The following is a 24,362-nucleotide window of genomic DNA, read 5'->3' on the forward strand; positions in this document are numbered from 1 at the left end:
TTGCATTAGCCTCTATGCAGTGCGGCGAAACCTGATAGCCTCCCTCTCCAGAGCAGGACGACCTGCCAATACGGAGGGAGATGCATGGCACATCAAAACGCCGCGCGCGGGGATACCGGCACGAATACCAGCGCCAATTCCGGCAGGGATCACAAGAGCCTGATCTATGTGATCGCGGGGAGTATATTGGCATTGGGGCTGGTGTTGATGGCGTTCTACGACCGGGCGGGCGATCCCATGCCGATCGCGTCGGTGCAAAATCCGGTGGTTACTGCGCAGAAATAGCGCCGGGACTTACGGCGCCGCGGCTCGGTCGAAGATCAGGATCGGGGCATCTCGGTAGGTGCCCGTGGTGCGCAAGCCGTAGCCCAGCCGTTCCGCGAGACGGATCGAGGGGGCGTTGGCGGGGTCTATGATGCAGGTTGTCGCGGGGATGCGCGCGTCGGTCCAGGCGAGGATCGCGGCGAGCGCTTCGGAGGCGTAGCCTTTGCCTTGCGCGTCGCCGGTTAGCGTCCAGCCTGTTTCCGGCGTTGCGTCGATCGAGGGGTCGATGGCTCTGCGCGCCTCGATGAGGCCGAGTTCGCCGATGAGGTGGCCTGTGGCGGTGTCTCGGGCGATCCAGCTGCCGTAGCCGAACAGCGTCCATTGGCCGATCGAGCGGAGCAGGCGGATCCAGACGTCCTCTCGGGTGCGCGGCTGGCCGCCGATCATCGTGTAGACGCGCGGGTCGGTCCACATCGCGGCGCAGTCTTCGAGGTCGGTGGAAGTGTGGGCGGTTAGGGTTAGGCGGGCGGTGGTGAGTTTGGGGGCGGATGTGGGCATTCGTGCTGTCTAAGAGCGATCTTGGTGGAAGGGTATCCGTCGCCGCGCACTCTTCACTCCCTGGAAGGGAGGGGGCGGGGGTGGTCGGCCCGCTTGAGCCACTGGCGTTCCGGTTTGCGGAGGCCAGTCCACCCTTAGCCACGCGCGTTCGAACTTGCGGAAGCCGACCCACCCCCAGCCCCTCCCTTCCAGGGAGGGGGGCAGGTTGGGCTTTTCCTTTTCGTACGGTTCACACAGTTCAGGCGTCGCGATTTTCGATCGTTCGATTTTCCCCCGCAAGGGGGAGGTGTCGCCGGAGGTGACGAAGGGGGAGGATACGGAACAGAGGTTTCCCTTTCCTCCCCCTCCGTCTGGCTAGGGCCAGCCACCTCCCCCTGGCGGGGGAGGATACTAAGAGAGTCCCGCCCCCCCCCCGGCAACGCAGGTTGTCTTCGCAGGCGATTGGTTCGGAAAGGTTGTTTTCGTGTCCCCCGCTTTGCGCTAGTCGGAGGCATGGCATCGACGATCTCCTGCGACGTTGCGATCGTTGGCGCGGGTTTGGCCGGCGGGATGATCGCGCTGGCGTTGAAAGCAAAGCATCCGGCGTTGGATGTGCGGCTGATCGACGCCGCGCCGGTGGTCGGCGGCAATCATCTCTGGTCGTTCTTCGGCAGCGACGTGGCGCAAGGCGATCGCTGGATTGTCGCACCGCTCGTGGTGCATGCGTGGCGCGGATACGATGTGCATTTTCCGGCGCATGCGCGGACGATCGATGCGACCTATTATTCGATCGAGAGCACGCGGCTCGACCGCGAAGTTCGCCGCGTGCTGCCGCCGCATGCGCTGATGCTGGGGCGGAAGGTGTCGGGGGCTAGTGCGACCGCGGTGGTGCTGGCGGATGGCGACCGGATCGAAGCGACTGGCGTGATCGACGCGCGGGGGGCGGGCGATCTGTCGCTGCTCGACCTGGCGTGGCAGAAGTTTCTCGGGCGGGAACTGGCGTTGTCGGTGCCGCATGAGAGTCCGCGGCCGATGGTCATGGATGCGACCATTCCGCAGATTGACGGGTATCGGTTCGTCTATTGCCTGCCCTTCTCGCCCGAGCGGATGTTCGTCGAGGACACTTATTATAGCGACACGCCGGATCTCGATATTCCGGTGCTGGGCGCGCGGATCGACGAGTATGTCACGGCACGCGGCTGGTCGGTCGAGAGCGTCGTTCGCGAGGAGTCCGGCGTGTTGCCGGTCGCGATGGGGGGGGATTTCGAGGCGTATTGGCGGTCGGGTGGTGCTCGGGTGGCGAAGGCCGGGATGCGCGCGGGAATGTTTCATCCGACCACGGGGTACTCGCTGCCGGACGCGGTTCGGACCGCTTCCATGCTGGCGGGCCTCGGCGATTTCTCGGGCGCGAAGCTTCACGATGCGACCCACGCGATGGCGCGGGCGACGTGGAAGTCGCGTGGCTTCTACCGGATGCTCGACACGATGTTGTTCCGCGCCGCCGAACCGGAGGAACGCTACCGCATCCTCGAGCGCTTCTACCGCCTCTCCCCCTCGCTCATCGGCCGTTTCTATGCCGGGCGCTCGACGCTTTCCGACAAGGCACGCGTTCTTACCGGCAAGCCCCCCGTCCCCATCGTGCGCGCCGTCCGCGCCATCGCAGGCAGTATGTCATTATGAAGACCGCAATAGTCATCGGCGCAGGTTTCGGCGGGCTGGCGCTCGCGATCCGGCTGCAATCCGCGGGCGTGCAGACGACGATCGTCGAGAGCCGCGACAAGCCGGGCGGGCGTGGGTATTTCTGGGAGCACGACGGCTTCACGTTCGATGCGGGGCCGACGGTCATCACCGATCCGGACTGCCTGCGCGAGCTGTGGGCGCTGACCGGGCGGGACATGAGCGAGGACGTGACGCTCGATCCGGTGCTGCCGTTCTACCGGCTGAACTGGCCCGACGGGACGAATTTCGACTATACCAACGACGACGTGCAGATGCGCGCCGAGATCGAAAAGCTGCATCCCGGCGACTGGGCGGGATACGAGAAGTTCCTGCAATATTCGGCGGGGGTGTTCCACGAGGGCTATGAGAAGCTCGGCCATGTCGCGTTCCTCGACTTCGGGTCGATGATCAAGGCGGCGCCTGCGCTGGCGAAATACCAGGCGTGGCGGTCGGTCTATTCGATCGTGTCGAGCTTCGTGAAGTCGGAGAAGCTGCGCGAGGCGTTGAGCTTCCACACGCTGCTGGTCGGCGGCAACCCGATGACGACGAGCGCGATCTATGCGCTGATCCACAAGCTGGAGCGTGATGGCGGGGTGTGGTTCGCGCGCGGCGGGACCAACCGGCTGGTGGCGGCGCTGGTGACGCAGTTCGAGCGGCTGGGCGGCGTGCTACGGCTCGACGATCCGGTGACGTCGATCGAGACTCTGGGCGATCGTGCGACCGGCGTGACCTGCGCGAGCGGCTGGTCGGGTCAGGCGGATGCGATCGCGGCGAACAGCGACATCATGCACACCTATCGCGACCTGCTGGCCACGTCGCGCAGCGCCAAGCGGAAAACCGGGTCGCTCGAGCGGAAGAAATATTCGCCGTCGCTGTTCGTGGTGCATTTCGGGATCAAGGGCACGTGGCCGGGCATCCCGCACCACATGATCCTGTTCGGGCCGCGCTATAAGGGGCTGCTCGAGGACATTTACGACCACGGCGTGCTGAGCGAGGACTTCTCGCTGTACCTGCATCACCCGACCGTGACCGATCCTTCTTTGGCGCCGGAGGGGCATTCGACGTTCTATGCGTTGGCGCCGGTGCCGCATCTCGGGAAATTCCCTGTCGACTGGGACGAGATCGCGCCGATTCTGGAGAAGCGCATCCTCGACGAGATCGGACGGCGGTTGATCCCGGATATCCATGAGCGGATCGTGACGAAATTCTCGTACGCGCCGAAGGATTTCGCGGAGGATCTCAATGCGCATCTGGGTAGCGCATTCTCGCTGGAGCCGGTGCTGACGCAGAGCGCGTATTTCCGTGTGCATAATCGCGACGAGCATATTCCGAATTTGTACTTCGTGGGCGCTGGAACGCATCCGGGTGCTGGCATTCCGGGGGTTGTCGGGAGTGCGAAGGCTACGGCGGCACTGATGCTCGGCGAACAATAGGCTTAACAAGCTTTTATCGTCTGATAGAGTTATCCGAAACGGTGTGATTGACATCTGTTATTTGACGATACTTCCTCGGAAGGTCGTGACTAACTCCGTAATGGCGGCATCAAGAGTAGATGCCGGCAGCCATCATTCTAGCATCCCTTTAGACCGGATTTTGGTCAGCAAAAGAGGGGATGCATCATGGCCATTACTGTCAAGAGCGTGGACTGGAACGGTATCAGCAGCGACGAGCAGCAGAAGATCCGCGACATCATCGGCAAGAACTTCGACGGACAGACGGTCGAGGTCGGCGAAACGCCCCTGGAGGCAAACGGCGGCAACGCCTGCACGACGGCCTGCTCTATCGCGCAGCAGGCCGCCCAGGCCGCATGTAGCCTCCTGCCTTGGCCTGCGAGCACGGTCTGCAATTTTGCCGCCGAGAAGGCCGGTGATTTTTGTCGGAGCCAGTGCTGAGATAGTATGCGGGTGCCGCGATCGCGGCGGCACCCAAATACTCGAGCCGGGTACCTGCTTGTGACGGGGTATCACATCCCCTAACGCGGGCACATGAAACGTCTTGCTGTGTATTGCGGGTCGGCGACGCCGGCTGATCCTGTCTATATCGAGGGCGCTCGGGCGCTGGGATTGGCTTTTGCCGAGCGGGGGATTGGCCTCGTTTATGGCGGCGGGCGGACCGGGCTCATGGGTGCGATCGCGGATGGGGCGCTTGAGGGCGGCGGCGAGGTGATCGGCGTCATTCCGCAGGCGCTGGTCGATGCGGAGGTCGCGCACCGGGGGCTTACCGAGTTGCACGTCGTCAGCGGCATGCATCAGCGCAAGCAGATGTTTACCGATCTCTCCGACGGGTTCGTGACGATCCCGGGTGGGACGGGGACTATGGACGAGCTGTGGGAGGCGCTGAGCTGGGCGCAGCTTGGGTATCATGCGGATCCGGTCGGGTTGCTCAATACGGCTGGGTATTATGATCACCTGATCGCGTTCTGGGAGAAGATGGGCGAGGTTGGTTTTTTGCGGCCGCAGCACCGGGATCTGCTGATCGTGGCGGATACGCTGGATGTGCTGCTCGACCGGATGGCGAGACATGTGCCGACGCAGCCGATCGTGCGGATGAACGCGTCGGATTTGTGAGGTTCGACACGATGAACTTCGTCGCTTCTTGTTCTCCCGCGAAAGCGGGAGCCCAGGAGTCGCTGGCGCAGCGTTTGTGGTCCTGGGCCCCCGCCTTCGCGGGGGAACTAGAATGAGCCAGGCACTCCCGAGCCGCGAGGCGATCGTCGCGACCGCGCATGAGTCGATTTCGCGGGGGTCGAAGAGTTTTGCCGCTGCCAGCCTGTTGTTCGACAAGCCTACGCGGGAGCGGGCTTGGCTGCTGTATGCGTGGTGCCGGCGGTGCGATGATATTGCCGATGGGCAGGATCATGGGCACGGGATGACCGTGGTCGAGGACGCTCCGGCGCGGTTGGTGGCTTTGTCGGCGATGACCGAGCAGGCGCTCGCGGGGGAAGTCGTCGGCGAGCCAGCGTTCGATGCGTTGCGGATCTTCGCGGCCGAGACTCGGCTGCCGAAGCGGTTCGCGCGCGATCTGGTCGAGGGGTTTGCACTGGATGCGCGCGAGTGGCGGCCGCGGTCGGAGAACGACCTGTACAAATATTGCTACCATGTCGCGGGCGTCGTGGGGTGCATGATGGCGATCGCGATGGGCGTCGATCCCGAGGACGAGGACACGCTCGACCGCGCGTGTGACCTGGGGATGGCGTTCCAGCTCGCCAATATCGCGCGCGATGTCGAGGAGGATGACCGGGTCGGCCGGTGCTACCTGCCTGAGGACTGGCTGGTCGAGATGGACTTTCCGCCGGGTCAGCACATGAAGCCGCCGTTCCGATCTCGCCTCGCGGTGTTGACGAAGCGGATGGCGGATCGGGCTGCGGCGTTCGAGGCTAGTGCGCGGGAGGGGACGCCGGCGCTATCGTTCCGTTCGGCGTGGGCGGTGTTGTCCGCGGCGGGGATCTATGGCGCTATCGGAAGGACCGTGGCGGCGCGCGGGGAGCACGCTTGGGATCACCGGGTGACGACGTCTGGGATGCAGAAGGTTGGGTTTATCGTGACGGCGGCGCGGGAAGCTGCGCGGCGGGATACGCTGTATCCGCGGACAGCGCGGGATGCGCGGCTGTGGACACGGCCTCGCTGATTGCCGGCGTCTACCTTGTTCTCCCGCGAAGGCGGGAGTCCAGTCTGGGTCCCCGCCTTCGCGGGGAAACAGTCTAGCCCTGCGACTTGACCTTGCCAGTCTTCGCCATCAACTGGCCCTGCGCACGGCAGTTCGCGCCGATCATCGGGTACGGAACGTCGGTGTTCTGCGCCAACTGATCGGGGAGCGCCGCGCGGCACTGCGCCATAGTCTCGTAGCGCGCCGGGATCACCCGCGCTTCGGTGCAGTTCACGTTGCCGTCACCGCAGCCCATGATGGCCATGACGTAGAACAGCGGTTCCATTTCATTCTCCAGTGGATCGCCGTGGCCGACATCGGACACGGTAATTAAAGCGACGAAGTGGCAGGATTGTTCCCCCAACTGCTTTCGCCGGGGCTTGACTGCGCCTACATCGCATCGATCCATGCCCCCTGACACCTACACCTCCACCCGCGCGGACCAGCCCTTGCTGCCGACGCTTCGCCGCTTCCTGCCGTTCCTGTGGCCGGCGGGGCAGCCCAGGCTGAAGGCGCGGATCGTCGTCGCGATGCTGCTCGTGATCGCGTCGAAGCTGATCCAGGTCTTTGGCGCCGCGTTCACGCTGAAATACGCGGTCGACCGGATGGCGGGGAACGATCGCACCGCGCTGACGCTCGTCGTGTTGCTGGTGGTTGGGTACGCGGCGTCGCGGTTCGGGACGACGCTGTTCGACAATCTGCGCAACGCGGTGTTCGAGCGCGTCGGGCAGGACGCGTCGCGGCGACTGGCGGCACAGGTCTTTCGCCATCTGCATGCGCTGAGCCTCGATTTTCACCTGTCCAGGCGGACTGGCGCGGTCACCAAGGTAGTCGAGCGCGGCACCAAGAGCATCGATACGATGCTGTATTTTCTGCTGTTCAACATCGCGCCCACCGTGTTTGAACTGGTGCTGGTGCTGGGACTGTTCTGGACCAAGTTCGGCTGGCCGCTGGTCGTCGCGACCGTGGTGATGGTGGTCGGTTATATCGCGTTCACGCGGATGGTGACCGACTGGCGCAATGCGTTGCGTGCGCGGATGAACGACCTCGATACCGGCGCGGTCGCGCATGCGGTGGATTCGCTGCTGAACTTCGAGACGGTGAAGTATTTCGGCGCGGAGGAGCGCGAGGCGCGGCGCTACGACAGCGCGATCACCGCCTATTCCGAGGCGGCGGTGAAGAGCGAGAATTCGCTCGCGTGGTTGAACCTCGGCCAGGCGCTGATCACCAATGTGATGCTGGCGGGCGGCATGGGGTTCGTCGTGTGGCGGTGGAGCCGCGGCGAGGCGTCGGCGGGCGACGTGGTGTTTGTGTCGACGCTGCTGGCGCAGTTGTTTCGGCCGCTCGACCTGTTGGGGATGGTGTATCGGACGATCCGGCAGGGTGCGCTCGACATGGCGGCGATGTTCGACCTGATCGATACGCCCGCGACCGTGGTCGATGCGCCGGGTGCGCCGGCGCTGGCGGTGAGCGCGGGGCATGTCCGGTTCGAAAACGTATCGTTCGGATACGATGCCGGACGGCCGATCCTTCGCGACCTGGAGCTGGACGTGCCTGCCGGATCGACACTGGCCGTGGTCGGGCCGTCGGGTGCGGGCAAGTCGACGCTCGCGCGATTGCTGTACCGGTTTTACGATCTGACAGGCGGGCGGATTACCGTCGATGGGCAGGATATCGCGCAGGTGCGGCAGGCTTCGCTGCGGGCTGCGATCGGCATCGTGCCGCAGGATACGGTGCTGTTTAACGACACGATCGGCTACAACATCGCCTATGGGCGCGAGGGTGCGGAGATGCCGGAGGTCGAGGTTGCCGCCAAGGGCGCGGCGATCGCCGGGTTCATCGAGCGCCAGCCGCTGGGATATGAAACGCGCGTGGGCGAGCGTGGGTTGAAGCTGTCGGGTGGCGAGAAGCAGCGCGTGGCGATCGCGCGGACTTTGTTGAAGAACCCGCCGATCCTGATCCTAGACGAGGCGACGTCGGCGCTGGACAGCCGGACCGAGGCTGAGATTCTCGATACGCTAGAGGCGATCGAGCGTGGGCGGACGACGATCGTGATCGCGCACCGGCTGTCCACGGTGGTTCATGCGGACCAGATCGTCGTGCTGGAGGCGGGGCGGATCGTCGAGAAGGGGACGCATGGCGCGCTGCTGCGGCAGGGCGGCGTGTATGCGGAGATGTGGAACCGGCAGGCGCAGGAGCGCGCCGGGGATGATGATGGGGCGCTGGCGGCGGAGTAACAGCGCGAGTAGCCGTGGGTAGCCGTCGGTTATAGCGTGCCCACGCCGCCGCTCCCGCTGCGTTGAGCAGTTCCGTTCTCATCCCGTAAAGCAAGTACGGCGGCCGCATTCGAACGGCAGCCTTCCTTCCTTGTTCTCCCGCGGAGGCGGGAGCCCAGTCTGGGTCCTCGCCTTCGCGGGGAAACACGCTTGGCGACGGCGTCCTAGGAACTTGTGCGTTCCCCACCATTAACGGACCAAGTCTACCCGCAGGTGAGGCGGATCTGTTTGGCGGGTTTGTCGAAGACGATCGAGGAGCAGCGGTCGAGCAGGTCGGCGCCGATCGTCAGGCGATCGCGGCTGGCGTCGCGCTTGCCCTTGGCGATGACGACGATCTCGTCGGGGTCGGGTGGCGGCGCGTCGGCATCGGGGATCGCGGCGGCGCTGCCGACGTCGGTGGTGCGGACGCCGAGCGACGATAGCGCGAGCGGGCCGACGAGGAGCGGGGTGGCGAGCGTCATCGTGCGGACGGGTCGGGCGATACCGAAGGCGATCTCGACCGGTGCGGTTAAACCGACCAGCGTGCCGCGCTGCGCCTGCGCGATCAGCGTGGCGGCGTTGGCGGTGACGGTCGTGCGCGGATGATAGGGATCGAAGCGGACCCGGATCGGCTGGCCGCCGATCGTGATCTGCGCGAAGGTCCCGGAGAGCTTCCCCAGCAGGCCGCCGCCGTCGACCATCGGCAACGCGACGGTCCGCTCGCCGGCGCGCGGCGCGTTCAGGAGGATGCGCACGACGGGTTCGGGCAGCGACGCCGGGCCGATGCTGCCGTCGCCGACATCCGCATAGGGCCGGCCGACCCAGCGCGGGTCGGCAGCCTTCCCCTTGGTCTCGTGCTTGCGGCTGGGAAAGCTGATCCGCCGTTTCACCGCATTGGTCCCGAACGTCATGGGGCGGACCGTCGTCGCCTGCATCGCGCCTTGCCCGCCGACCGAATAGCCGAGGCCCAACGCGCCGCCCTTCAGGGCAAGTCGCTCGGCGACTGCGGTCGTGACGAAGACCAGGCCGGGCGCGGCGGGATCGACGCGCAGGGTGACGGGCTTGCCGTCGATCGTTGCGGCGATCATCCCGCCGACCGGTACGTCGCGGATGGCCGGGGCCGTGTCGCCGGCTAGCGCGACGCTGCTTACGAGCACCGATGCCGCCACGCCGGTTCTAAAGATATTGGCGATCATCGTGAGGTCTCCGGCGTCAGGCGCCGCGATCTTGCCGCGTCATATCGTATTCGCAACGAATTTATGATCGGTAATGATCGGATAACCAATGCAGGCTCGCCCCTCGACGGGCGACTGCGCGACGCCTAGATCGCATGGCAATGGCACTCGACCCTCTTCCCGATCTCCAGCGCATCTTCGGCTTTCCTGATTTTCGTGGCGTGCAGCGCGATGTCGTTGATCGGGTGCTGGCGGGGCAGCGGACGCTGGCGGTCATGCCGACGGGTGCGGGGAAGTCGCTGTGTTACCAGTTGCCGGCGACGATGCTGGAGGGGACGTGCGTGGTCGTGTCGCCGCTGATCGCGCTTATGCATGACCAGTTGCGGGCTGCCACGGCGGTTGGAATCAAGGCCGCGACGCTGACGAGCGTCGATACCAATCGCGAGGAGACGATCGCGCGGTTTCGGGCGGGCGATCTGGATCTGCTGTATGTCGCGCCGGAGCGGGCTTCGAATGAGAGTTTCCGCAATCTTCTATCGCAGGCCAAGCTGTCGCTGTTTGCGATCGACGAGGCGCATTGCGTCAGCGAGTGGGGGCATGATTTCCGGCCGGACTACCGGTTGCTGCGGCCTCTGCTCGACAGCTTTCCGGATGTGCCGCGGCTGGCGCTGACGGCGACTGCGGACGCACATACGCGAGCGGATATCCTCGAGCAGTTGGGGATTTCGCAGGAGGGGCTGATCGTGTCGGGGTTCGACCGGCCGAACATCCGCTATGCGATTTCGGGGCGCGACAACGTCAATCGGCAGATCGCGGATATCCTCGAAAGGATCCCGGGGCCGGGCATTGTGTACGCGCAGACGCGGGCGGCGACCGAGAAGCTGGCGGAGGCGCTGGGGCGGAGCGGGCGGCCGACGCGGGCGTATCATGCGGGGCTCGATCCGCAGGTGCGCGCGAAGAACCAGGCGGATTTCGTCGCGAGCGAGGACATGGTGATCTGCGCCACGGTCGCGTTCGGGATGGGGATCGACAAGCCCGACGTCCGGTTCGTGGCGCATGCCGGGCTGCCGAAGTCGATCGAGGCCTATTATCAGGAGACGGGGCGCGCGGGGCGCGATGGCGATCCGGCGATCGCGCACCTGTTCTGGGGCGCGGAGGATTTCGCGCGCGCGCGGCAGCGGATCGGCGAGGTCGAGCCCGAGCGGCAGGCGGGCGAGCGGCAGCGGCTGACGGCGATGGGCGGGCTGGTCGAGACGGCCGGGTGCCGGCGGCGGATACTGCTCAAGCATTTCGGCGAAGAGCGGCTCGAGGATTGCGGGAACTGCGACAATTGCCTCGGTAACGTCGATGCCGTGGATGCGACGGAGACCGCGCGGAAATTCCTGTCGGCGGTGTTCCGGACCGGGCAGATGTACGGCGTGGGGTATATCGAGGGCATCCTGACGGGGGTGTCGAGCGAGCGGAGCCTGATGAACGGGCACGAGGCGCTGTCGGTGTACGGGATCGTCGAGGGCGACGAGGTCGCGTTGCTGAAGCCTGTGTCGCGCGCGTTGATGCTGAAGGATGCGCTCAGGACCAATCCGCATGGCGGCCTCGAGTTCGGGCCTGCCGCGAAGGCGATCCTCAAGGGCGAGGCGGCGGTGTCGATCGTCGTGCCGCCCAAGCGCGAGCGGCGGCGCAAGGGCGCGGTTGGCGCTGTGCCGAACCCCGTGGACGATCCGCTGTTCGAGGCGTTGCGCGTGCGGCGGCGCGATCTGGCGAAGGAAGCGGGCGTTCCACCGTATGTCATCTTCCACGATTCGGTGTTGCGTGACATTGCGCGGCAGCGGCCGGCGTCGCGTGCCGAGTTGAGCCTGTTATCAGGCATTGGCGCGCGCAAGCTCGACGCCTATGGGGATGCCTTCCTCCAGGTCATCCGCGAGTCCGCATGATACGGCAAATCAACGAAAGTATTTCGGTCGCGCCACAGATCGCGGTCGAGCAAGTCGCGGAAATCGCCGCGGCGGGCTTCAAGACGATCGTCAATAATCGGCCGGACGACGAGGATGCGGGGCAACCTTCGGGTGACGCGATCCGCGCGGCTGCGGAAGCGGCCGGGCTGAAATATGTTTCGATCCCGGTGACGCATGCGGGGTTCTCGCATCCGCAGATCGACGCGATGACGCAGGCGCTGACGGATTCGGACGGGCCCGTTCTGGCCTATTGCCGGTCGGGGACGCGGAGCTGCAATCTGTGGGCGCTGGCGGCGGCGAAGGCGGGGCGGAATCCGAACCTGCTGCTCGCGCAGGCTGAGGACGCTGGGTATGACCTGCGCGGAATCCGGCCGATGCTGGACGCGCTCGCAGGGCCGCGATGACGCCTGCCATCGTCGGCGGCATCGTGGCCGTCGTTGTGTTGCTGCTCGCGGGCTTGGCCTGGGCGGTCGTGCGGATGCGGCGGGTCGTGAAGATCGAGACGCCGGAAGAGGCGGCGGACGCGGCGCAGGCGCAGCTTCGCGGGTTTGCGGTAGCGGGCGCTGTCGTCGGCGCGGACGGGCAGGGCGCGCTGGCGATCGCAGATGACGGGCGCGTTGCTGCGGTGAAGCGGATCGGCAAGACGCTGACGGTGCGCGAGGTATCGTGGCGGACGGTGCGCGCGACGCATGAGGGGATACTGGTCGAGACCGGGGACAAGGCGCTGGGCGCGGTGATGCTCGCGCAGGTCGACGTCCTCGATATCCGCCGGTTGGCGCCGAAGAGCGTGCGGGTCTAGCGAGCCATACGCGCCGCGGTCATTCTGCGGCAGCGGTCCTGACGCTTGCGGAACGTTTCTCGTTTCAACGCGTCGCCGCAGTAGATGAGAACATGGGTCGCCAAGCGCTGGGTGAAAGTCACCGGCATCGTCGTCGTGGCTGTGATGGCTACGGTCATAATCGGGCTCGCCGTGTTCCCCTGGGGATCACTGAAAGGCGTGATCGAGCGGCAGTTGACCGCGCGCTTCGGGCGGCCGGTGACGATCGGCGGGATCAAGCGCGTCGACGGGTTCGGCTTCTCGCCGACGATCCGCATCACGCAGGTGCGTATTTCGCAGGCGGCATGGGCCGGTAGCGGCGATTTCGTGCGGTTGCGCGAGGCGGAGGCGACCTTCTCCGCGCTGTCGCTGTTGAAGGGCGGGTTCGGGCCGCGCGACGTGAAGGCGTCCGGGCTGTACCTGGCGCTGGTCCGGGACAAGCAGGGGCGGACCAACTGGGATCGGCCGGGCAAGGCCAAGAGCGGCGGCAGTTCGAACGACCTGCAAGGGCTCGTCATCCGCGACAGCGTGATCTCGTACCGCGATGCCAAGCAGGGGCGGCAGGTTACCGCGCAATTCTCGTCCGATCCGGTTACGGGCATCCGTGCGACCGGCACCGGCACCGTGCGTGGCGCGGCGGTGCGAATTGCTGTCTCGGGGCCGTCGATCGAGCGATCGCAGGGCAAGCCGTGGCCGTTCACCGCGTCGATCGACGGGGACAAGCTGTCGATCTCGGCAAAGGGCGTGATGGACCGGCCGCTCGATACCGATGCGATGACGCTCGACGTGACGGCGCGCGCGACCGACCTGAAGCTGATCGACGCGGTGATCGAGGCGGGGCTGTTCCGGACGCAGCCGGTGTCGTTCAGCGCGCACGTCCGCCACGATGCGCCGAAATGGGCGATCACGCAGCTGAAGGGCGTGGTCGGGCGGTCGGATTTTGCGGGTCATGTCACGGTCGACAAGCGGGACGGGCGGAGCAAGGTGAACGGCGACATCGTCTCGCGCCAGTTCGACTTTGCGGACCTGTCGTCGGACGAGGCGCAGGCCAAGGGCGCCGCGCTGGAGCGGGCGATCGGGCCGAGGCTGGTGCCGAATACGCGGATCGACATCGGCAAGATCGACACGACCGATGCCGAGTTCGGGTTCCGCATCCAGCATATCGTCGCGGCCAAGGGGAAGTCCCCGATCGTGTCGGCCAAGGGGACGATCGCGATCGATCACCAGTTGCTGACGCTGGACCGGCTGGTTGCGAGGCTGCCGCAGGGAACCGTTACCGGCAAGGTCACCGTCGACCAGCGGGGCGATCGCAAGACGCCGACCGTTGCAATCGACCTGCGGTTGCGGGGTAGCAGCGTCCAGGCGCTGGCAGGCGGGCGCGGCGATTTCAGCGGGAATGTGAGCGCACGGGTGCGGCTGAAGGGGCCGGGCGAGACGATTCGGGCTGCGGTAGGGAACGCCGATGGCAGCATCGGGTTCGTCGCATGGGACGGGCAATTGCCGCAGGGGATCGCCGCCGCGCTGGGGTTCGATGCGGCGCGGGCGTTGCTGGCGAAAGATGGCGAGCGCGCGGGGCTGCGCTGTGTGGTGGTGAAACTCGCCGTGACGCGGGGGCGAGGGCGCGTCGATCCGATGATCGTCGATACCACCGCCAGCCAGTTGCGCGGGCAGGGGAGCGTGGTGTTTCCCGCCGAAGCGATCGACATTCGGCTGAGCGGCGCGCCGAAGCAACATGCGCTGCTGCAACTGCCGGGATCGGCGTACATGACTGGGACGATCCAGCAGCCGCACGTGACGATCCCGCCGGAGGTGAAATCGGTGGGGAATATCTTCAAGGCGATCGGCCGGGCGATCACGGGCAAGCAGGGACCGACGGCTAGAGATGCGGATTGTTCGGGGTTGGCGGCACGAGTGCTGCGGTAGGCTGAAACGTCAGCGGATATGAAAAACCCCGCCCCGCTGGGTGCGGGACGGGGTCGGACTTCAGCGATATCCGGGGGATATCAACGATAGAAGATGTGGTTGCCGATCGAGGCGACCTTGATCGCGCGGACGCTGGGGCGGCGATCGGGGGTGTTGAAGTAGAGCGCCTTGTCGGCCGGGCTGTTCCACGCATCTGCGAGGGCGACCTTGGCGACCGCGATCGCGGTGCGGTAGGCGGTGCCGGCGTTGATGTTGGGAATCTGGCCACCGCGGACGAAGCTGAACTGGCCGCGCTGCTTGACGACGGCGCAGACGTTGGCGGGGAAGCGACCCGACTTGGCGCGATTGATGATGACTTCGGCGACCGCGAGCTGGCCGGTTAGCGGCTCACCCTTGGATTCGAAATAGATCGCGCCGGCGAGGCACTGAAGCGCTTCGTCGGCGGCGGCGCTATCCTGCGCGGCGACGGCCTGGGCGAGCGTGTCGAATTCTTCGGCTTCTGCGACGGCAGGGCTGACTGCGGTGTTCTCGGCGTTCGTCTCGACAGGTGCGACGGTGGTGGCAACTGGAGCGATCTGCGGAACATTCTGCGGCGAGAGCGCGTTTAGATTGGCGAGAGCAGTGAGATTGGTGGTCGAGCGATCGATACCGGTTGCCTGACCGGGAGCGCTGTTGCCGAGCAGGCCGGCGAGAGAGAAGGTCATGACCGCGATCGTCGCGGCCCGCTGAAGAATCGTCATTCAAACTTATTCAGATGCGGTTGGACCGCGGAAGCAATCGTACGAGCCGATCGTCCAGGCATCCCCCCGACTGCGTAACTGATCCGGATCGCACCCGTCCCAGCACAACGCCAATCAATGTTGCAATTCCCCTCTATTGGGGGGGCTTTCGAGTCAATCGTCGAGGATCGTTTCAGCGGCGAACCGTTCCGCCGCTGCGATGTCCACCTCGATTACCCAGAGATCCGGGTCGCTTGCGCGGCGACGACGCCAATATCCGTCGAGGTCTTCGAGCGGGGTGGAGTCGATCAGCGCGGTCCGGCCATCGGGTCCGATGCCGCGTTCGAGCAGGCGGGGCGGGGCGCCCTTGTCGACCGTGATGACCAGGATCGCGCCACCTTGCGGGTCGCCTTTCGCCATTACCGCACCGAAACCGCCGGCGTCGTTGACGCGCCGCAGCAGGGCGCTGACGAGGACTCCGCTGGGCAGCCGGCCGCTCATGCTGCGCTGCGGTATCCGGGAAGGCCAGCGAGCGCGATCCGCGAGCGCATGAACGTGCCGGTGCCTCTCGCCGCTTCTTCGCCGTCCGCATCGATCAGCCGGGCATCTGCGACGAACACGCGTCGCTTGCCGCTGATCCAGCGTCCTTCGGCGATCACGGGGCCGATCTTCAGCGGTCGCGTTAGGAGGAGGTTGAACGCCGTGGTGAGCAGGAAGCGGTCGGTGACCAGGCTGTTGCAGGCGTAGAAGGCAGCGTCGTCGAGCATCTTGAAATAGCTCGTGCCATGCGCCGCGCCGCCGGCGTGGTAATGGCGCTCGTCGATCGTGAAATGGATCCGCGCGACGCCGGCTTCGGGGAGTTCCAGCGAGGAGTCGAAGAACCGGTTGATCGGGGCTTGGGCGTAGAGCGACTCCAGCGCGCGGAAATGCGCGTCTGCGCCGGCTGTGTTTGGGGCCGAACTGGGAGCCAACTCAGGCTGCATCGCGGACCTCGTCGGCGGTGAACAGCGCGTAGACCGCGTCGGGCGAACCGCCGCCGCGCAGCTTCTCGAGGAACGCCTTGTCGCGCAACCGGCGTGAGACGCGGGCGAGGGCCTTCAGGTGGACCGCGCCGGCGTCGGTGGGGGAGAGCAGCATGAAGACGAGATCGACGGGGAGATCGTCGACCGCCTGGAAGTCGACAGGCTCTGCCAGCCGCGCGAAGACGCCGGTCACCTGCGCGAGCCCTTCGAGCTTGGCGTGCGGGATCGCGACGCCGCCGCCGAATCCGGTCGAGCCGAGCTTCTCGCGCGCAGCCAGCCGATCGGCGATCATCTTGGGGTCGGCATTGAGTATCTCAGACGCAACCGTGGCGAGATGCTGGAACACTGCCTTCTTGTTTTTGGCAATCACGCCCGTCTGCACTGCGTCGGGACGCAGCATGTCACTAAAATCGGTCATTGTGTTCAATGTCTCAAGCGCCCCCGCGCGCGTCCGCCTTAGCGGGTTGCGCGGGGGCGTAAAGGCGCGGCCTTGAGACCCGCGCCTTTATGGACCCTTCTTTATTGGGCCGGGGTGGCCGCTGCTCGCTGTGGCTCGACCCAACCGATCGTGCCATCGCCGCGGCGGTAGACCATGTTGTGCGCACCGGTACCCGCATTCATGAAGAGCAACGCCGCGGTGTTACGCAGATCGAGCATCATCACCGCGTCCGACACGCTCGCCTCGGGGATATCGACGCGCGTTTCGGCGATGATCAGCGGTGCGTCCGCGACATCGTCTTCCTCGATGCTTTCCTGGAATAGCGTGTAGCCGGCATTGTCGTAGCCGTTGCTCTCGGCGATCGCGACCGCTTCGCCGGCGTGGCGATCCTTCAGGCGGCGCATGTAGCGGCGGAGCTGAGTCTCGATCTTGGCGGCGGCGGCATCGAACGCGGCGCGCGCGTCATAGGCGTCGCCGTGGCCCTTGATCACGAGGCCCTTCATCACGTGCGAGACGATGTCGCATTTGAAGCCGGCGTCGTGCGGGCCCTTGCCGAACGTGACCTCCGCCGAAATGGCGCGCGAGAAATACTTGTCGGCGATACCCTGGAGTCGGTCTTCCACGTGGCTGTTGAGTGCTTCGCCAGTGTCAACCTGATGACCAGAAATCCGGATATCCATTGTCGTCTCCTTGTCGGCGTTACAGTCTTCGGGCGGTCCTATTGGCTCCACCCTGCCAGCGTCATCCGGACGCCACGGCCCCCCAAATCGGATCCTTGATCCCCTTCATAAACGCAGCATGGGCCGCAAGGTCTCCCTCGCTCACCGCGAAAACACGGGCTGGGCGAACGACCCGAGGCGCCTGTGCGACGATCGGAGTCGCGGCGTTGCTGCCGGTATCGCTAAGCAGCCCGAGGCCGATCTGGCGGCCGCCCATCAGCTCGACATAGACCTGCGCGAGCAACTGCGCGTCGAGCAGCGCGCCGTGCAGGACGCGGTGGCTGCGATCGATTCCGAAGCGCGAGCAGAGTGCGTCGAGCGAATGCTTGGCGCCGGGGTGACGGCTGCGCGCGATCTGCAGCGTATCGACCATCCGCTTCATGTGGACGATCTGGCGGCCGCACTTGGTGAGTTCGCCGTTGAGGAACGAGAAGTCGAAGCCCGCATTGTGCGCGATCATCGGCGCGTCGCCGACGAATTCGAGCAAATCCTCGACCGCGTCGGCGAACTTGGGCTTGTCGGAGAGGAACTGCGCGCTCAGCCCGTGGACGTTGAACGCCTCGACCGGCATGTCGCGTTCGGGGTGATAATAGGCGTGGAAGGTGCGGCCGGTCTCGACCCGGTTGAGCATCTCGACGCAGCCGATTTCGACCATGCGGTCGCCGCCGGAAAAACTGAGCCCGGTGGTTTCGGTATCGAAGACGATCTCACGCATCCCGATGGTATCGGCTCAGATTTCCAAGGATGCAAGCACCGCCCGGACTTGCGCGCGTGTTGCGTCGAAGCTGGTGTCGGTGTTGATGACATGATCCGCGCGGGCGCGTTTTTCGGCGTCGGGAGTCTGGCGGGCGAGAATCGCGGCGAACTTCTCCGCGGTCATGCCGGGGCGGGCGAGGACGCGGGCGCGCTGGACGTCGGGGGCGGCGGAGACCACGACGATCACGTCGACATTGCGATCGCCGCCGGTCTCGAACAGCAGGGGGACGTCGAAGACGACTCGCTGGCCGACGTGTTGGGCGAGGAAGGCGGCGCGTTCTTCGCCGACGGCGGGGTGGACGATCGCTTCGAGCCGCTTGATTGCGGCGTCGTCGCCGAACACCGCTGCGCCGAGTTTCGCGCGGTCGACTGCGCCGTTGGCGGTGGTGCCGGGGAACGCGGTTTCGATCGCGGGGACCAGTCGCCCGCCGATGCCTTGCAGTCGGTGGACGGTGGCGTCGGCGTCGAACACCGGGACGGCCTCGTCGGCGAACATCGCAGCGACCGCGGATTTGCCCATGCCGATCGAGCCGGTGAGGCCGATGATCATTTCGCCAGCAACGCGCGGAGTTGGTCGTCGCGATCGCGGGGTGGTTCCACGTGGAACAATATCTCGAATGCCACCGCTGCCTGGCCGATCAGCATCTCAAGCCCGTCGACGGTTTCGAGGTCGCGCGCGCGTGCCGCTTTCAGGAGGACGGTTTCGAGAGGGGAATAGACGATGTCGTAAACCAGCGAGTCCGGTTCGAGCGCACCGAGATCGATGTCGAGCGGTGGCTGACCGGTCATGCCAAGGACGCTGGCGTTGACGAGCAGGCGCGACGGCGGGGCGGCGGGGCCGATCGGGAGTGCCTGGCCCTTGAGGCCGAATGACGACAGCAGTGCCGCACCCTTCAGCGGATTGCGGTTGAGGATGATGACGGGGCCGACCCCCATCCGCGACAGCGCGAACAGGATCGCGCGGGCGGCTCCACCGGCGCCGATCACCGTGACGGGCTGGCCAGCGATGTCGAGGTCGTCGATCGGCGCCCAGAACCCGGCGGCGTCGGTGTTAGTGCCGATGCAGTCGCCCGCTTGGTTGCGAAACACCGTGTTGATCGCGCCGATCGTTCCGCGGACGTTGCCGGGATCGGAGACGTGGTCGAGTGCGGCGAGCTTGTGCGGCATCGTGATGTTGCATCCGCGCCAGGCTGGGTCGGCTTTGCGTTCGGCGAAGTAGGCGGGGAGGGTGTCGGCGGTGACGAGCTTGTGGCGGTACTCCGCATCGATCCCGAGCGCGTCGAGCCAGAAGCCGTGGATTAGCGGCGATTTCGACTGTGCGATCGGATCGCCGATCACTTCTGCATAGGGACGGGTCATTCGAGGCTCCGTGTTTCCCGGCGAAGGCGGGAATCCAGTCTGGGCACCCGCCTTCGCGGGTGAACAAGATTTAGTCTAGCTCGGGTGGATTGCCATGCGCGACGGTCCATTCAATCCTCCCCCGCAAGGGGGAGGTGTCGCCGAAGGTGACGGAGGGGGAGGACACGGAACAGACGTTTCGCTTACCTCCCCCTCCGTCTGGCAAGAGCCAGCCACCTCCCCCTGGCGGGGGAGGATCGTTTTAAATCAAGCCAGCAACTCGCCACGCACGCGCAGAAAGTCGAGGACGTTGAGTAGCGGCATGCCGAGTACCGTCAACTGGCTTCCCTCGATCTTGGCGAACAGCTGCGCGCCGGGGCCTTCGATGCGGTAACAGCCGACGCAGCCCGAGATGGCGGGCCATTCCGCATCGAGATACGTCTCGATGAATGCGTCGGACAGCGGGCGGACGTGCATCTTCGCGCGCTCGACATGGCGCCAGATCGCCTGGCCGTTCTCGGCGATGACCGCGGCGCTCCAGAGGTCGTGGCGCTTGCCGGACATAAGTCGCAGGTGTGCCGCCGCATCGTCTCGGTCGACGGGCTTGTCGAGGATGGTGCCGTCTTCCAGTGCGACCAGCGAGTCGCTGCCGAGGACGAGATAGCCGGGCATCCTTGCGGAAACCTTGAGCGCCTTCAGTTCGGCCAGCGCATCGGCGAGATCGCGCGGCGACAGGTCGCGTAGCGCCGCCTTGGCCGCATCCTCGTCGACGCCGGCGAAGGTCGCCTCGAACGGTACGCCGGCGGCGGTCAGCATCGCGCGACGCGAGGCGCTTTGCGAGGCGAGGATCAGGCTCATGACTCGACCTTCGGAGCGGCGTCGGCACGGCGCTGGTTGCACAAGGCAATGATCGCCGCCGCGGTTTCCTCGATCGAGCGGCGCGTAACGTCGATCACCGGCCAGCCATTGTCGGCGAACATCCGGCGCGCAAATGCGAGTTCGCGCATCACCGCTTCCTCCTCGACATAGGACGTGTCGGGCTGCTGGTTGAGCGACAGCAGGCGGTTGCGGCGGACCTGGATCAGTCGGTCGGCGCTGGTCGTCAGGCCGACTATCAGTGGGTTGGCGAGCTTGTAGAGGTTTAGCGGTGGTGGGCTTTCCACGACGATCGGGATGTTCGCGGTCTTGTAGCCGCGATTGGCGAGATAGATCGAGGTCGGCGTCTTCGACGAACGCGATACGCCCGCCAGGACGATATCGGCCTCCTCCCATTCTTCCGAGGCGATCCCGTCGTCATGGGCGATCGTCCACTGGATCGCGTCGACGCGCGCGAAATAGGCCGCATCTAGGACGTGCTGGCGGCCAGGTCGTGCCTTCGCCTGCTGCCCGAGCAACCCCGATAGCGCGTCGTTCACGGGGTCGAGCGGCGCAACCGCGGGCAGCCCCAACGCGAGGCACCGCTGCTCCAGGATGCGCCGCGTCGCGGGGTTTACCAGCGTGAACACGACCAGCCCCGGGTTCTGCGCGATCTCCTGGAGGATGCGTTCGAGATGTGCCTCGGTCCGCACCATCGGCCAGAAATGGCGGACCGTCTCGACGTCGTCATATTGCGCCAGCGCCGCCTTCGCGATGTTCTCCAGCGTCTCGCCGGTCGAGTCCGACAGCAAATGAAGGTGGAGCCGGATCATCGGCATTTTGTCCCCAGCGACGGGGTCCCTGGGCGTGGATCTGTGGATAACATGGGGAGAAGGGCTAGCGTAACTCATCCCCCTCGCCAAGCGACCGGTGTGCCGTGGATAACACCCATTTTATCCACACGCTCGCGCACAAGGGCCGATTTTATCCACAGGCTGTGGGTAACGGGGAGCCTTGAATCGAATCAGCGCGTTTGTGGGCGTGCCGAGGGGTCAAGCTGTTGGCATTTCCGGGATCACCGCATAAGTCCCGGGTTCAACCGCCCAACCACTGCAACAACCTATTTCTAGAATCTTCTTATAGTAGAAGAAGGGTGCTCCGCTGACCGATCCGACCCCCAATACGCCTGCCTTCAAGCCGCTCCTGGCGACCCTTCGCGGGGAGCGTCAGGCCGTGCCGCCACTGTGGCTCATGCGGCAGGCGGGGCGGTATCTCCCTGAGTATCGCGAACTCCGCGCCGAGAAGGGCGGGTTCCTCGCGCTCGCGACCGATCCGGATGCGGCGGCCGAAGTCACGCTCCAGCCGATCCGCCGGTTCGGGTTCGACGGCTCGATCCTGTTCTCGGACATCCTGATGATCCCGTGGGCGCTCGGGCAGGATCTGAGCTTCGGGGTCGGCGAGGGGCCACGGCTCGAGCCGGCGCTGGTCGACCATGCGCTCGATCGGTTGCAGCCGGTGATGGGGCGGCTGGAGCCGGTCTACGGCACCGTTGCGAACGTCGCCGCTGCCTTGCCTCCAGAAACGACGTTCCTGGGCTTTGCGGGGTCTCCCTGGACGGTCGCGACGTATATGGTGGCGGGGAAGGGCTCGAAGGATCAGTCCGAGACGCGGCGTTTCGCGTATCGCGACCCCGAGGCGTTCGGTGCGATCATCGATGCGATCGCCGACAACACCGTCGAGTATCTCGCGCGGCAGGTCGAGGCGGGCGTCGACGTGGTGCAGCTGTTCGACAGCTGGTCGGGGTCACTTTCGCCCGCGCAGTTCGAGCGCTGGGTGATCGCGCCGACCGCGTCGATCGTCGAGCGGCTCCACGTGCGCTGCCCCGGCGTGCCGATCATCGGCTTTCCGAAGGGGGCGGGGGGCAAGCTGCCGGCGTATGCGCGCGAGACGGGCGTCGATGCGATCGGGCTGGACGAGACGGTCGATCCGGTCTGGGCGCACGCGTCGCTGCCTGCGGACATGCCGGTGCAGGGCAATCTCGATCCGCTGGCGTTGATCGCAGGCGGTGCGGACCTCGATGCGGCGATCGACCGGATCCTCGCGGCGTTCGTCGAGCGTCCGCACGTCTTCAACCTCGGCCACGGCATCCTGCCCGACACGCCCATCGCGCATGTCGAGCAGCTGATCGCCCGCGTAAGGAGCACGACATGAGCGGTTTTCTTGGGGCGGCCTATGATTGGGTGAAGGCGGCGCATCTGATCTTCGTGATCTTCTGGATGGCGGGGCTGTTCATGCTGCCGCGCTACCTCGTCTATCATCAGGAGGCGCTGGCGGCCGGCAACACGACCGAAGCGGCGAACTGGGTCGAGCGCGAGAGCAAGATCCGCCACATCATCCTGACGCCGGCGATGATCGTCGTCTGGGTTCTGGGGATCGCGCTGGCGCTGAACCTGGGGCTGGCGGACGGCGCGCCGGGGCTGGGGTGGCTGCACCTGAAGCTGGTGCTGGTGCTGCTGCTGACCGGGTATCACGGCTGGGCGGTCGGCTATGCGAAGAAGCTCGCCGCGGGGAAGCCGACGCTGGCGGGGAAGCAGTTGCGGATGCTCAACGAGGTGCCTGCGCTGGCGGTGACGCTGATTGTGGTGCTGGTGATCGTCAAGCCGTTCTGAACCCCTGATCCTCCCCCGCCAGGGGGAGGTGTCGCCGAAGGTGACGGAGGTGGAGGCACAAGCAACAGTCGTTGCCCCTTCCTCCCCCTCCGTCTGGCAAGTGCCAGCCACCTCCCCCTGGCGGGGGAGGATTGAAGGGGCCGCTTGACTAACCCGCCCCCCAATTCTAACCCCTTCTCCCAACACGGCCTCCTGGCGTCCTGCCCGGTCGTGTCTTGCCAGACTCGTCTCGCCCAGTTCCGCTTCCCAAGCGCACCGTCGACCGAGCGTTCTCCCGTTGATTGCTATCCGGAAATCCCCATGCATCTCAAAGACCTGAAGAAGAAAAAACCCGCCGAGCTGGTCCAGCTGGCCGAGGAACTGGGGGTCGAGAGCGCCTCGACGCTGCGCAAGCAGGACCTGCTGTTCGCGATCCTGAAGGTTCAGGCGGACAATGGCGATCAGATCATGGGGCTCGGCACGATCGAGGTGCTGCCCGACGGCTTCGGCTTCCTGCGCTCGCCGGAATCGAACTATCTGGCGGGTCCGGACGACATCTACATCTCGCCGAACCAGGTCCGGAAGTTCGGCCTGCGCACCGGTGACACGGTCGAGGGCGAGATTCGCGGACCGAAGGATGGCGAGCGCTATTTCTCGCTGGTAAAGCTGACTGCGGTCAATTTCGACGACCCCGATGTCGTCCGTCACCGCGTCAATTTCGACAACCTCACGCCGCTCTATCCCGAGAGCAAGCTGACGCTCGATCCCGCCGACCCGACCGTCAAGGACAAGTCGGCGCGGGTGATCGACATCGTCTCGCCGCAGGGCAAGGGCCAGCGCACGCTGATCGTCGCGCCGCCGCGCGTCGGCAAGACGGTCATGTTGCAGAACATGGCCAAGGCGATCACCGACAACCACCCCGAGGTGTTCCTGATTGTCCTGCTGATCGACGAGCGCCCCGAGGAAGTCACCGACATGCAGCGCAGCGTGAAGGGCGAGGTGGTCAGCTCGACCTTCGACGAACCTGCGCAGCGCCACGTGCAAGTCGCTGAAATGGTGATCGAAAAGGCCAAGCGCCTGGTCGAGCACAAGAAGGACGTGGTGATCCTGCTCGACTCGATCACGCGTCTGGGTCGTGCCTACAACACCGTCGTGCCGTCGTCTGGCAAGGTCCTGACCGGCGGTGTCGACGCGAACGCGCTGCAGCGTCCGAAGCGCTTCTTCGGTGCCGCGCGCAATATCGAGGAGGGCGGTTCGCTTTCGATCATCGCGACCGCACTGATCGATACGGGCAGCCGCATGGACGAGGTGATCTTCGAGGAGTTCAAGGGCACGGGCAATTCGGAAATCGTGCTCGATCGCAAGGTCGCGGACAAGCGCATCTTCCCGGCGCTGGACGTCGGCAAGTCGGGCACGCGCAAGGAAGAGCTGCTGGTCGACAAGGCCAAGCTCAGCAAGATGTGGGTCCTGCGCCGTATCCTGATGCAGATGGGCACGATCGACGCGATGGAGTTTCTGCTCGACAAGATGAAGGATTCGAAGACCAACGAGAATTTCTTCGACAGCATGAATCAGTGAT

27 protein-coding genes are annotated in these 24,362 nt (G+C 65.5%); 14 read left to right on the forward strand and 13 right to left on the reverse strand.

All coding sequences use genetic code 11. The features are described 5' to 3' along the window. Positions 1–84: 84 nt before the first annotated feature. Positions 85–285, forward strand: coding sequence for a hypothetical protein (locus tag E5673_RS02800; RefSeq protein WP_136188851.1), 201 nt, complete (start codon positions 85–87; stop codon positions 283–285). 9 nt (positions 286–294) lie between these two features. Here E5673_RS02800 and E5673_RS02805 read toward each other — a convergent pair whose 3' ends face one another. Then, positions 295–822 (reverse strand): GNAT family N-acetyltransferase, encoded by a 528-nt coding sequence (locus tag E5673_RS02805; protein WP_136188852.1) that lies wholly within the window; start codon positions 820–822, stop codon positions 295–297. A gap of 492 nt (positions 823–1,314) precedes the next feature. Here E5673_RS02805 and crtY point away from each other — a divergent pair, with 492 nt between their 5' ends. The 5 genes from crtY to E5673_RS02830 all read left to right on the forward strand — a co-directional run bounded on the left by crtY (position 1,315) and on the right by E5673_RS02830 (position 6,147). Beyond that, positions 1,315–2,481, forward strand: a complete 1,167-nt coding sequence (crtY, locus tag E5673_RS02810) for a lycopene beta-cyclase CrtY (protein WP_136188853.1) — start codon at positions 1,315–1,317, stop codon at positions 2,479–2,481. Continuing rightward, the gene (locus E5673_RS02815; RefSeq protein ID WP_136188854.1) at positions 2,478–3,953 is read left to right on the forward strand and encodes a phytoene desaturase; all 1,476 of its coding nucleotides are present in this window, start codon (positions 2,478–2,480) and stop codon (positions 3,951–3,953) included. Before crtY ends, E5673_RS02815 begins: the two co-directional genes overlap by 4 nt. Positions 3,954–4,139: 186 nt before the next feature. Next, positions 4,140–4,412, forward strand: a complete 273-nt coding sequence (locus E5673_RS02820) for a hypothetical protein (RefSeq protein ID WP_136188855.1) — start codon at positions 4,140–4,142, stop codon at positions 4,410–4,412. A 93-nt stretch (positions 4,413–4,505) separates the two neighbouring features. Further along, complete coding sequence (locus tag E5673_RS02825; protein WP_136188856.1) at positions 4,506–5,087, forward strand: TIGR00730 family Rossman fold protein; 582 nt, start codon at positions 4,506–4,508, stop codon at positions 5,085–5,087. A gap of 112 nt (positions 5,088–5,199) precedes the next feature. Next, the gene (locus tag E5673_RS02830; RefSeq protein WP_136188857.1) at positions 5,200–6,147 is read left to right on the forward strand and encodes a phytoene/squalene synthase family protein; all 948 of its coding nucleotides are present in this window, start codon (positions 5,200–5,202) and stop codon (positions 6,145–6,147) included. Positions 6,148–6,220: 73 nt separating this feature from the next. Here the strand turns inward: E5673_RS02830 and E5673_RS02835 are convergent, their stop codons facing one another. Further along, positions 6,221–6,490 carry a hypothetical protein gene (locus E5673_RS02835; RefSeq protein ID WP_348769883.1) on the reverse strand — a complete coding sequence of 90 codons (270 nt, stop codon included), beginning with the start codon at positions 6,488–6,490 and terminating at the stop codon, positions 6,221–6,223. A gap of 82 nt (positions 6,491–6,572) precedes the next feature. Between E5673_RS02835 and E5673_RS02840 the strand changes: the two genes are divergently transcribed. After that, on the forward strand, positions 6,573–8,402 hold the full coding sequence (locus tag E5673_RS02840; RefSeq protein WP_136188859.1) for an ABC transporter ATP-binding protein/permease: 1,830 nt from the start codon (positions 6,573–6,575) through the stop codon (positions 8,400–8,402). 242 nt (positions 8,403–8,644) lie between these two features. Here the strand turns inward: E5673_RS02840 and E5673_RS02845 are convergent, their stop codons facing one another. Next, complete coding sequence (locus E5673_RS02845; RefSeq protein WP_136188860.1) at positions 8,645–9,616, reverse strand: hypothetical protein; 972 nt, start codon at positions 9,614–9,616, stop codon at positions 8,645–8,647. Between the two features lie 140 nt (positions 9,617–9,756). On the opposite strand from E5673_RS02845, the gene recQ reads away from it, so the two are divergent. From recQ to E5673_RS02865, 4 genes are all read left to right on the forward strand, one after another. After that, complete coding sequence (recQ, locus tag E5673_RS02850; RefSeq protein WP_136188861.1) at positions 9,757–11,526, forward strand: DNA helicase RecQ; 1,770 nt, start codon at positions 9,757–9,759, stop codon at positions 11,524–11,526. Continuing rightward, on the forward strand, positions 11,523–11,951 hold the full coding sequence (locus E5673_RS02855; protein ID WP_056064377.1) for a TIGR01244 family sulfur transferase: 429 nt from the start codon (positions 11,523–11,525) through the stop codon (positions 11,949–11,951). The genes recQ and E5673_RS02855 overlap by 4 nt, the downstream gene beginning before the upstream one ends. Continuing rightward, positions 11,948–12,346: a hypothetical protein gene (locus E5673_RS02860; protein ID WP_136188862.1), complete on the forward strand. Its 399-nt coding sequence runs from the start codon at positions 11,948–11,950 to the stop codon at positions 12,344–12,346. Before E5673_RS02855 ends, E5673_RS02860 begins: the two co-directional genes overlap by 4 nt. Before the next feature lie 84 nt (positions 12,347–12,430). Beyond that, positions 12,431–14,287 carry an AsmA family protein gene (locus E5673_RS02865; RefSeq protein ID WP_136188863.1) on the forward strand — a complete coding sequence of 619 codons (1,857 nt, stop codon included), beginning with the start codon at positions 12,431–12,433 and terminating at the stop codon, positions 14,285–14,287. Between the two features lie 80 nt (positions 14,288–14,367). On the opposite strand, the gene E5673_RS02870 is transcribed toward E5673_RS02865, so the two are convergent. The 10 genes from E5673_RS02870 to E5673_RS02915 all read right to left on the reverse strand — a co-directional run bounded on the left by E5673_RS02870 (position 14,368) and on the right by E5673_RS02915 (position 20,968). Continuing rightward, positions 14,368–15,027, reverse strand: coding sequence for a cell wall hydrolase (locus E5673_RS02870; protein WP_107964314.1), 660 nt, complete (start codon positions 15,025–15,027; stop codon positions 14,368–14,370). A 153-nt stretch (positions 15,028–15,180) separates the two neighbouring features. Further along, positions 15,181–15,507 carry a DUF1491 family protein gene (locus tag E5673_RS02875; protein WP_136188864.1) on the reverse strand — a complete coding sequence of 109 codons (327 nt, stop codon included), beginning with the start codon at positions 15,505–15,507 and terminating at the stop codon, positions 15,181–15,183. Next, positions 15,504–15,989: a PaaI family thioesterase gene (locus E5673_RS02880; RefSeq protein ID WP_136188865.1), complete on the reverse strand. Its 486-nt coding sequence runs from the start codon at positions 15,987–15,989 to the stop codon at positions 15,504–15,506. Before E5673_RS02880 ends, E5673_RS02875 begins: the two co-directional genes overlap by 4 nt. Next, positions 15,979–16,446, reverse strand: a complete 468-nt coding sequence (locus E5673_RS02885; RefSeq protein WP_136188866.1) for a PTS sugar transporter subunit IIA — start codon at positions 16,444–16,446, stop codon at positions 15,979–15,981. The genes E5673_RS02880 and E5673_RS02885 overlap by 11 nt, the downstream gene beginning before the upstream one ends. A 101-nt stretch (positions 16,447–16,547) precedes the next feature. Further along, entirely contained in the window at positions 16,548–17,147 is a 600-nt protein-coding gene (raiA, locus tag E5673_RS02890) for a ribosome-associated translation inhibitor RaiA (protein ID WP_056064359.1), read from the reverse strand. Between the two features lie 61 nt (positions 17,148–17,208). Continuing rightward, positions 17,209–17,901: a DNA polymerase III subunit epsilon gene (gene dnaQ / locus E5673_RS02895; protein WP_136188867.1), complete on the reverse strand. Its 693-nt coding sequence runs from the start codon at positions 17,899–17,901 to the stop codon at positions 17,209–17,211. A gap of 15 nt (positions 17,902–17,916) precedes the next feature. Next, entirely contained in the window at positions 17,917–18,492 is a 576-nt protein-coding gene (coaE, locus tag E5673_RS02900) for a dephospho-CoA kinase (RefSeq protein WP_136188868.1), read from the reverse strand. Then, positions 18,489–19,301, reverse strand: coding sequence for a shikimate dehydrogenase (locus tag E5673_RS02905; protein ID WP_136188869.1), 813 nt, complete (start codon positions 19,299–19,301; stop codon positions 18,489–18,491). Before E5673_RS02905 ends, coaE begins: the two co-directional genes overlap by 4 nt. A gap of 246 nt (positions 19,302–19,547) precedes the next feature. Next, positions 19,548–20,138: a nucleoside triphosphate pyrophosphatase gene (locus E5673_RS02910; protein ID WP_136188870.1), complete on the reverse strand. Its 591-nt coding sequence runs from the start codon at positions 20,136–20,138 to the stop codon at positions 19,548–19,550. Next, entirely contained in the window at positions 20,135–20,968 is an 834-nt protein-coding gene (locus E5673_RS02915; RefSeq protein ID WP_056488303.1) for a pyruvate, water dikinase regulatory protein, read from the reverse strand. Before E5673_RS02915 ends, E5673_RS02910 begins: the two co-directional genes overlap by 4 nt. Before the next feature lie 328 nt (positions 20,969–21,296). On the opposite strand from E5673_RS02915, the gene hemE reads away from it, so the two are divergent. The 3 genes from hemE (at position 21,297) to rho (ending at position 24,361) form a co-directional block, all read left to right on the forward strand. Next, complete coding sequence (hemE, locus tag E5673_RS02920; protein ID WP_136188871.1) at positions 21,297–22,346, forward strand: uroporphyrinogen decarboxylase; 1,050 nt, start codon at positions 21,297–21,299, stop codon at positions 22,344–22,346. Continuing rightward, a complete protein-coding gene (locus E5673_RS02925; protein ID WP_136188872.1) occupies positions 22,343–22,804 on the forward strand; it encodes a CopD family protein in 462 nt (153 codons plus the stop codon). The genes hemE and E5673_RS02925 overlap by 4 nt, the downstream gene beginning before the upstream one ends. A 300-nt stretch (positions 22,805–23,104) precedes the next feature. Next, positions 23,105–24,361, forward strand: a complete 1,257-nt coding sequence (gene rho / locus E5673_RS02930) for a transcription termination factor Rho (RefSeq protein ID WP_031395107.1) — start codon at positions 23,105–23,107, stop codon at positions 24,359–24,361. Position 24,362: the final 1 nt, after the last annotated feature.

The sequence above is a fragment of the Sphingomonas sp. PAMC26645 genome (genome assembly GCF_004795835.1).
In the GTDB taxonomy this organism is placed as follows: domain Bacteria; phylum Pseudomonadota; class Alphaproteobacteria; order Sphingomonadales; family Sphingomonadaceae; genus Sphingomonas.